Origin of the sequence: Phenylobacterium sp. (assembly GCF_031425575.1) — a bacterium.
Lineage (GTDB): Bacteria > Pseudomonadota > Alphaproteobacteria > Caulobacterales > Caulobacteraceae > Phenylobacterium.
Window position 1 is genome coordinate 1 of record NZ_JANPJP010000155.1, and the last position, 8,078, is coordinate 8,078.

At 67.6% G+C, this 8,078-nt stretch carries 9 protein-coding genes; 2 read left to right on the forward strand and 7 right to left on the reverse strand.

Translation table 11 applies throughout. The annotated features are described in order from the left end of the window. The first annotated feature begins 222 nt into the window (after positions 1 to 222). Entirely contained in the window at positions 223 to 1,005 is a 783-nt protein-coding gene (locus RMO97_RS09070) for an SDR family NAD(P)-dependent oxidoreductase (RefSeq protein ID WP_310540487.1), read from the forward strand. 10 nt (positions 1,006 to 1,015) lie between these two features. Here RMO97_RS09070 and RMO97_RS09075 read toward each other — a convergent pair whose 3' ends face one another. The 5 genes from RMO97_RS09075 to RMO97_RS09095 are packed head-to-tail and all read right to left on the reverse strand — an operon-like array spanning position 1,016 to position 4,551. Continuing rightward, entirely contained in the window at positions 1,016 to 1,414 is a 399-nt protein-coding gene (locus RMO97_RS09075; RefSeq protein WP_310540488.1) for a type II toxin-antitoxin system VapC family toxin, read from the reverse strand. Continuing rightward, complete coding sequence (locus tag RMO97_RS09080) at positions 1,414 to 1,647, reverse strand: AbrB/MazE/SpoVT family DNA-binding domain-containing protein (RefSeq protein WP_310540490.1); 234 nt, start codon at positions 1,645 to 1,647, stop codon at positions 1,414 to 1,416. The genes RMO97_RS09075 and RMO97_RS09080 overlap by 1 nt, the downstream gene beginning before the upstream one ends. A 48-nt stretch (positions 1,648 to 1,695) precedes the next feature. Next, positions 1,696 to 2,652 carry an HlyD family efflux transporter periplasmic adaptor subunit gene (locus RMO97_RS09085; RefSeq protein ID WP_310540492.1) on the reverse strand — a complete coding sequence of 319 codons (957 nt, stop codon included), beginning with the start codon at positions 2,650 to 2,652 and terminating at the stop codon, positions 1,696 to 1,698. A 4-nt stretch (positions 2,653 to 2,656) separates the two neighbouring features. Beyond that, positions 2,657 to 3,412 (reverse strand): ABC transporter ATP-binding protein, encoded by a 756-nt coding sequence (locus tag RMO97_RS09090; protein WP_310540494.1) that lies wholly within the window; start codon positions 3,410 to 3,412, stop codon positions 2,657 to 2,659. Continuing rightward, positions 3,409 to 4,551: an FtsX-like permease family protein gene (locus RMO97_RS09095; protein ID WP_310540496.1), complete on the reverse strand. Its 1,143-nt coding sequence runs from the start codon at positions 4,549 to 4,551 to the stop codon at positions 3,409 to 3,411. The genes RMO97_RS09090 and RMO97_RS09095 overlap by 4 nt, the downstream gene beginning before the upstream one ends. 231 nt (positions 4,552 to 4,782) lie before the next feature. Here RMO97_RS09095 and RMO97_RS09100 point away from each other — a divergent pair, with 231 nt between their 5' ends. Beyond that, a complete protein-coding gene (locus RMO97_RS09100) occupies positions 4,783 to 6,858 on the forward strand; it encodes a S46 family peptidase (protein ID WP_310540497.1) in 2,076 nt (691 codons plus the stop codon). 50 nt (positions 6,859 to 6,908) lie between these two features. Here the strand turns inward: RMO97_RS09100 and RMO97_RS09105 are convergent, their stop codons facing one another. Both RMO97_RS09105 and RMO97_RS09110 read right to left on the reverse strand, forming a co-directional pair. Beyond that, positions 6,909 to 7,787: a hypothetical protein gene (locus RMO97_RS09105; protein WP_310540499.1), complete on the reverse strand. Its 879-nt coding sequence runs from the start codon at positions 7,785 to 7,787 to the stop codon at positions 6,909 to 6,911. Next, positions 7,784 to 8,078, reverse strand: a 295-nt coding sequence (locus RMO97_RS09110; RefSeq protein WP_310540501.1) for a hypothetical protein, incomplete at its 5' end; no start/stop codon positions are given. The genes RMO97_RS09110 and RMO97_RS09105, both read right to left, overlap by 4 nt.

Here is an 8,078-nt window from a genome sequence, read left to right on the forward strand (position 1 = left end):
CTCGAGGCCGGCATGGTCGACAGCGTCGGCAAGCCGATCAGCATCCAGGCCCTCAACGATTGCCTGGCCCGCTGGATCGGCCGCGACGCCGACGGCGAGGTGCTGGCGGCTTAGATTTTCCACCCTCGACTGCCGCGACGACAGCCTCGCGTTTCCGCAGGCGCGCGGACAGGATGGCCCAAACGCGGGCCGGCGGCCCGCCGCCAATGAGGGGAAGACACCATGGATCTCACCAACGCCTCGGCCCTGGTCACCGGCGGCGCCGGCGGCTTCGGCAGCGCCACGGCGCGCCGCCTCGCCCAGCGGGGTATGAAGGTGGTGATCGCCGACGTGGCCGACGCCCGCGGCGAGGCCCTGGCCAAGGAGCTGGGTAACGGCTCGGTCTATGTGCGGACCGACATCATGGACGAGGAGTCCATCGCCAGGGCCGTGCAGGCGGCGGTTGACCTGGCCCCCCTGCGCGCCGCCGTGGTGGTGCATGGCGGACCGCCGCCCCCCGGCACCACCGGCGCAGCCCGCACGGTCAATCGCGAGGGCAAGCGCATCCCGCTCGCCCACTTCGCCCACACCGTCGGGGTCTATCTCAACAGCGCGTTCGCGGTCACCAGCCAGGCCGCCGAGGCCATGGCGAAGAACCAGCCCCTGGCCTCCAACCATCGCGGCGTGGTGATCAACACCGCCTCCATCGCCGGCTACGAGGGGCAGCCGGGCCAGGCGGCCTATTCGGCGGCCAAGGGCGGCATCATCGGCATGACCCTGACCATCGCCCGCGACCTTGCGCCCATCGGCGTCCGGGCCATGGCCATCGCGCCGGGCACCTTCCTGACGCTGGCCTATTCCGCCCGCATGACCGACGAGGAGGCCCAGGCCAAGTGGGGGCCTATGGTCCCCAACCCGCACCGCATGGGCGACCCCGACGAATACGCCCAGCTCGCCGCCCACATCTGCGAGAACGACTTTCTCAACGGCACGACCATCCGCCTGGACGGCGCGCAGCGGTTCTAGGGGGCGCGGCTCAACGAAGCCAGTTCAGCACCGTCAGTCCATTGACGCGCCCGAATTCGCGTTCGTTGTCGGTGACGACCGAGCAGCCCGACGCCAGCGCGTGCGCCGCGATCAGCATGTCGTTGCCGCCGATCGGCGTGCCCGCCGCCTCGAGTTGCGCGCGAAGCTGGCCGTAGGCCACGTCGGCCGGCGCCTCGAAGGGCAGGATCTCGAGCGCGCCCAGCATCGTTTCGAGTTGGGCCGTCAGACGGGCCGAACCCTTCTTGGCGGCTCCGAACCGAAGTTCGGCCGCGACGATCACGCTGGTGCAAACCGCGTCCTCGCCGATCTCAGTGATCTGTTTGGCGATCCGGCCGTGAGGATTGCGGACCAGATCGGAAAGGATATTGGTGTCCAGCAGGAGCCGCATCAGAGATCGACGGCGCCCGGGACCGGGTCGTCGATCTGCGGGAAGTCCTCGTCCAGGGACGACAGTCCGGCCAGGACGGTGAGCAACGACTTCGGCGGGGCGATCTCTATGATCAGTCGATCGCCATCCCGGTGCATGATGGCGTCTTCGCCCGGCAACTCAAATTCACGGGGAATGCGGACGGCTTGGTTGCGTCCATTTTTGAACAGCTTGACGTGACGGTGGACGGTCATGCGCGCATGTTAGCCTATGCCAAGGCATAGGCCAATACCGCCAGCCCCCTAGTTCGCCGCCATCTCCGTCCCGCGCAGGAACTTCACCAGCACGCGCTGGCCGATCAGGAACGGGGCGTTGTCGGCGCTGACCACCACCTCGACGACCCGATCGTCGGTGCGTTCGGTGGGGTCGTCGGAGACCAGTTTGCGGGCGCCGAACACGGCGGCCTGGCGCAGCACCGTGCCGCGATAGACCTTGGTGGGGTCGCTCTCCGGGGCGATCTGCACCGCCTGGCCGATGCGCACATAGGGCAGGGCGCCCTCGGCGATCTCGGCGCGCACGATGTGCGGGGCGACGGGCTCCAGGTCGAACATGGTCGACACGTTCAGGGTCGAGGCGCCGGCGCCCGGATTGGCGTAGCGCCGCGCGATGCGGCCGTCGGCCGGCGCACGGATGATGGTCTGCTCCTGCTCGTAGCGGGCCTGTTCGAGGGCCGCCTGGGCGGTGGCGACAGACGCGCGCTGGGCCTCCAGGGTGGCCTGGGCCTCGCGGATCTTGTCCTGCGCCTGGTCCAGCCGCTGGCCGGCCACGAAGTTGGTTGCCACCAGGCTCTGCAGCCGGGCCCGCTCGCGCTGGGCGGTGGAGAGCTGCACCTGGGTCATCGCCATCTGGGCGCGGGCCTGGCGCACGGCGGCGGCGGCCTGGGCGGCGGCCAGGCGAGGCTGGTCGTCCTCCTGGCGGGCCAGGACCTGGCCCTTGGTGACGCGGTCGCCCTCGCTCACCAACACCTCGCGCACGATCCCGGCGCGGCGCGCGGCCACCTGGATCATGCCGCCCTCGACATCGGCCTTGCCGTTGGCGATGGCCACGAAGGGGCTCTTGGGCGCCTTGGCGGCCGCGACCTTGGCCGCCTCCGCCTTCTGGGCCTGGGCCTGGCTGTTCAGCAGGAGCCCGCCGGCGACGGCGAGACCGAGCACAAGAACCACGGCCCAGACGACGTGGCGGCGGAGGAAGGCGAACATGGTCTTAGGCTCCGATGAGCTCAGGGGTCTTGGCCGCGCTGGGGGCCGGCGTCGTGCGCCGGTCGTTCAGGATGTGGCCGTCCTCGATGTGGATGATGCGGTCGGCATAGGCTTCCAGCCGCGGGTCGTGGGTCACGCAGATCACCGCGGCCCCATGGCTCTTGGCCGCCCGCTGCAGCAGCTGGATGACGATCTGGCCGTTCTCGCCATCCAGCGCGCTGGTGGGCTCGTCGGCGAACAGCAGGTGCGGCTCCTTGGCGAGCGCCCGGGCGATCGCCACCCGCTGCTTCTCGCCGCCCGACAGCTCCGACGGCCGCTGGTGCATCCGGTTGGTCAGGCCGACCTCGGCGAGCGCAATCTCGGCCCGAGCGCGGGCCTCGGCCGGCGCGAAGCCCTTGTACTTCAGGATGATCGCCACCTGCTGCAGGGCCGACAGGGCCCCGAACAAGTTGAAGCCCTGGAAGATGAAGCCGCAGTGATCCAGCCGGAACCGGTCGATCTTGCCGGGGCTGAGCTTCCACAGGTCCTCGCCCATGGCGCTCACCGAGCCCTCGTCGGGTTTCAGCAGGCCGGAAAGCGTCGCCACCAGGGTGGACTTGCCCGAGCCGGAAGGCCCCATGACCATGGTCACGTCGCCGTGCAGGGCGTCGAAATCGACGGCCTTCAGCACCTCGATATGGGTGCGGCCGGTCTTGAACCGCTTGGTGACGCCCTTGGCCACCAGGGCGTGGGCGCCGGGAACACCGGAGGTCTGGCTCATCGCAGCAGGTCCGCGGGTTGGCTCTTCTTCAGGATGCCCATGGCCATCAGGCCCGAGGCCATGGAGATCAGCATCAGCAGGATGGCGACACCGGTGATCCAGCCGATGGGGAAGCCCATGGGCAGGCCGGCGCTCTTGGCCAGCAGCGAGATCGCGAAGGTGAGCAGGGCGGTGGCCATGAGCCCCACGATCCCTACCCAGAAGGACAGCTCGATGACGATCAGCCGCAGCGACCCCATGGAGACGCCCAGGGCTCGCAGGCTGGCGAACTCCTTGATATTGGCGAGGATCGCCCCGCGCAGAGTCTGGGAGGTGATCCCCACCCCGATCAGGAAACCCAGGAACACCGAAAAGCCCAGCATCACCCCGATGATCTGCTCCTTCAGCAGGGCGCTCTCGTTGGCCTTGGAAAGCTCGTCGCGGGTCCAGGCGCGATAGGCCTTGTCGGAATTGGCGTTCAGGGTGTCGCGCACCTCTTCGGTCCGGGCCGGGTCCTTGATGCGCACCATCAGCGGGCCGGTCTTGTCGCCCTTCTCCCCCATGCCCAGCAGCCGCATGGTGTCGCGCGACACCACCACCGAGGCTTGGTTGATGTCGGGATAGCCCTCCAGGATGGCGCGCACATGCACCGACTTGCCGTTCAGGGCGGCGCTGTCGCCGGGCTTGACGCCGAGCCGCGCCAGGGCGCTGCGGTCGATGGCCACCGCATAGGGCTCCTGCAGGGCGACGCGGACGGTCTCGGAATAGTCGGTGGGCAGGGTCACCGCGCCGGGGCGAGTGTCGACCATATTGACCTGGACGAAGGTGGTGACCGCCTTCTTCCCCGGGGGCGGGCGGTTGGTCCAGCGTGCGCCATCGCCGTCGAAGCTGGCCACCTCCACCACGTCGGGGTTCAGATAGAGCTGCGGCTGGATGCGGCGGGGCAGGCCAGAGGGGCCGGAATTGATCAGGCTTTCGGACTTGGCGCCCAGCACCAGGATGTCGGCGCGGCTCCGGTCGATGGTGGCGGTGGCGCCCTTCACGATCCCGGTGAACATGCCGACCTGGGCCAGGATCAGCAGACCCGAAAAGGCCAGCGCGATCACGGCCGCCATGTACCGCCGCCACTCATAGATCAGGGTGGCCAGGGCCAGTGACATGACGTCCCTCCAACGGCGCCATCATGTGTGCTCCTGGCGAACAGGAGCCTAGTTAAATCCACGTAAGGCGGCGCCCCTGTCGGACTAATCACATGAATTATAAGTAACTTTCCAGCCGGACCTCGGCTAAGCCATTGATCGCAAAAGCCCCTAGCCACGGGGCTGTTACATTGTTACGGATCGCCACCCCGCGACCTCCACCTTGGCTCGCGAAACCGCATCGGGATGTTCATGCTTCGACAGACCTTGGGCGGAGCCTTCGCGCTCGCCGCCGCCATCGCCCTCTCCACCGCCCCGGCCCGCGCCGACGAAGGCATGTGGACCTACGATAACTTCCCCGCCGCCAAGGTGGCCCAGGCCTATGGCGTCAAGACCGACCAGAAGTGGCTCGACCGCGTCCAGGCCGCCTCCGTGCGGCTAACCAGCGGCTGCTCGGCGTCCCTGGTCTCCAAGGAAGGCCTGGTCTTCACCAACCACCACTGCGTCGTCGACTGCGTCCAGAGCCTGTCGGACGGCAAGACCGACTATGTGAAGGACGGCTTCCTCACCACCGCCCGGACCGAGGAGAAGAAGTGCGCCGGCATGCAGGCCGAGGTCCTGGTCTCGATCACCGACCTCACCGGCGACATCGGCAAGGCCACCGCCGGCAAGACCGGGATCGATTTCGTCAGGGCGCGCGACGCCGCCAAGGGCGCGGCCGAGACCGAAGCCTGCGGCAAGGACGAGGCCTTCCGCTGCCAGCTGGTCACCCTCTATCGGGGCGGCCAGTACAAGCTCTACAAGTACCGCAAGTACTCTGACGTCCGCCTGGTCTTCGCCCCGGAGATCGCGATGGCCTTCTTCGGCGGCGACCCGGACAATTTCAACTTCCCACGCTTCAACCTCGATACCGCCTTCCTGCGGCTGTACGAGAACGGCAAGCCCATCGCCTCGCCTCAGCACCTGATCTGGCAGAGCCGCGCCCCCAAGGACGGCGAGGTCACCTTCGTCTCCGGCAATCCCGGCGGCACCGACCGGATGCTGACGGTCTCCCAACTGCAGACCCAGCGCGACCTGGCCCTGCCCATCGGCCAGTTGCAGCGCTCAGAACTGCGCGGCCGGCTGATCGCCTTTGGGGAGCGCGACGCGGAGTCCAAGCGCATCGCCACCGATCCCCTGTTCGGCGTCGAGAACAGCTTCAAGGTCTTCTACGGCCGCCAGTTCGCCCTCAACGACCCGGACTTCATGGAGGCCAAGCGCGCCGCCGAGGCCGAGCTGCGGTCCAAGGCCGCCGCCGATCCCAAGCTGGCCGCCGACATCGGCGACCCCTGGGGCGAGATCGCCAAGGCCCAGGGACCTTACGCCGACCGCTACCTGCGCTTCCGCCAGCTGGAGGGCGGCGCCGGATCGCTGTCGGAGCTCTTCCTGTTCGCTCGCGAACTGGTCCGCGCCGGCCAGGAACGCGCCAAGCCCTCGGCCGAGCGCCTGCCGGAATACGGCGACGCGGGCCTGGCCCTCATGGCCAAGCAGATCCTCGACGAACAGCCGGTGGACGCCGCCCTGGAGCAGCTCTATCTCGGCTTCTGGCTGTCCAAGACCCGCGAGTACCTCACCGTCGACGACGCGGCGGTGAAGCTGCTGCTGGGCAAGGAGAGCCCCGAGGCCATGGCCGCCCGCCTGGTGGCCGGGACCAAGCTCGCCGACCCCGCCGAGCGCAAGCGCCTCTGGGACGGCGGCCTGCCCGCCATCCTGGCGTCGACCGATCCGATGATCCAGCTCGCCCTGCGTATCGACCCCGCCGCCCGCGAGGTCCGCACCGCCTGGGAGACCGAGGTCAGCGGCCCCACCGACCGGGCCGCCGAGCGCATCGCCCGGGCCAAGTTCGCCGCCTATGGCGACGCGGTCTATCCCGACGCCACCTTCACCCTGCGCCTGTCCTACGGAAAGGTCGCCGGCTGGACCCACCGCGGCGTGACCATCCCGCCCTTCACCACCTTCGCCGGCCTCTATGACCGCGCGACCGGCGCCGAGCCCTTCCAGCTCGCCCCGCGCTGGGTGGCGGCCAAGGACCGGCTGAACCCGGCCACGGTGTTCAACTTCGTCACCACCAACGACATCATCGGCGGCAATTCCGGCTCCCCGGTGCTGAACGCCAAGGCCGAGATCCTGGGCGCCGCCTTCGACGGCAACATCCACTCCCTCGGCGGCAACTACGGCTACGATCCCGCGATCAACCGCACGGTCGTGGTGGCGACGTCCGCAGCCACCGAGGCCCTGGAAAAGGTCTACGGCCAGGCGGCCCTGGTAAAGGAACTGACCGGGAAGTAGAGGCGCGCCACATCCTCTGCGTCGCGGGGGAGGGTGCGCTCAGCCGCTGCTCAGCGGATTGTCGATTGGATCGTCTTTGCTTCGTCAGGGCGGCGCCCCTTGTCAGGGTGCCGCCAGGCTATGTCCCGGAAACGAGGGTCCTCCGTCAGAGCCGCATTCAATCGGCTGAGGGTCTCGCCATGGAGCGCCCTCGGCGGCCGCTTGAACAGCTTGTCGACGAAGGTTCGACCCTTGTCCTCAACGAGCACACGATAGGTCTCGCCAATCGCGTGGATATCGCAGGTGAAGCGTGGTCCCGAGGGCCCGAAGCTGAAGCGCCACCCATTGTCGGTCGTTGGCAGTGGCGACCACACCTGATGACCAAGTCTGCCCAGCAGTTCAACAAGGGCGTCGGCGCAACCTCGACCCAGCGCGATGTCGTCAGCCTGCCGCGCGCCAATCTCCTCAGAAAGATCGGCGCGGAACTCCACCCAGGAGCCCACCTGCGCAGCGACGGACTCGCAGACGGGCGATAGGGATCCAGGTAAGTCGCGATCAACTTCGTCGTCAAAGTACCAAGCCAGATCATAGAACCGTGGGTCATCCGCCAGTTCCCTGTCCAGTAGAGTCATGACTTCAATATAGGCGGAATGGGGCGGCTTTCTTGAGACGCCGCCGAACGGCGAACTGGTCATGTCGATGCACAGCAGTTGGATCCTGTCGGTTTCCGTTACTTGGCACCAGAACCGGCGCTCGAGTGCGTGGAAATCAAATTCCCAGCCGTGCTCGCCAGCGTATTCGGGCGGTGAAACCTCATACCCCTGAGCAGCTAGCAACCCCCCGATGGCTTCGGCTACGCCGCGTCCGCCGAACTGAACGATGTCGTGCTCATCCTCGATTTGATCACTCGGAAGCTCGGTCCGGAGCTCAGCCCAACGCCTCACCTTCACCGCGGGTTCTCCTCATCGAGTTGATCGTAAATCAAACCGCCTGCTTGCAGACCGCCAACGCCCGAGACGGCTTTCAACGATCCGGGGGCCCCATGCCATGCGCGTCCCAAACCGCCATTCTTCTTCAATCCCAGGCGACTGCCGGTCCATCTTCCGCCGCCCTCGCGGCGGGGCAGGTTTGCATTCCTGAAGTCTGGATCCACCTTGTAATGAAGTTCGTAGAAGTCGCCCCGACTCATGCCACTCGGCTTCAAGACATTGAAGCTGCTGTCGCTGATGGCTCGGGGTAGC

Coding starts and splice junctions, on each gene's coding strand:
- RMO97_RS09070 (WP_310540487.1), top strand. CDS start 223: ATGGATCTCACCAACGCCTCGGCCCTGGTCACCGGCGGCGCCGGCGGC.
- RMO97_RS09075 (WP_310540488.1), bottom strand. CDS start 1,414: ATGCGGCTCCTGCTGGACACCAATATCCTTTCCGATCTGGTCCGCAAT.
- RMO97_RS09080 (WP_310540490.1), bottom strand. CDS start 1,647: ATGACCGTCCACCGTCACGTCAAGCTGTTCAAAAATGGACGCAACCAA.
- RMO97_RS09085 (WP_310540492.1), bottom strand. CDS start 2,652: ATGTTCGCCTTCCTCCGCCGCCACGTCGTCTGGGCCGTGGTTCTTGTG.
- RMO97_RS09090 (WP_310540494.1), bottom strand. CDS start 3,412: ATGAGCCAGACCTCCGGTGTTCCCGGCGCCCACGCCCTGGTGGCCAAG.
- RMO97_RS09095 (WP_310540496.1), bottom strand. CDS start 4,551: ATGTCACTGGCCCTGGCCACCCTGATCTATGAGTGGCGGCGGTACATG.
- RMO97_RS09100 (WP_310540497.1), top strand. CDS start 4,783: ATGCTTCGACAGACCTTGGGCGGAGCCTTCGCGCTCGCCGCCGCCATC.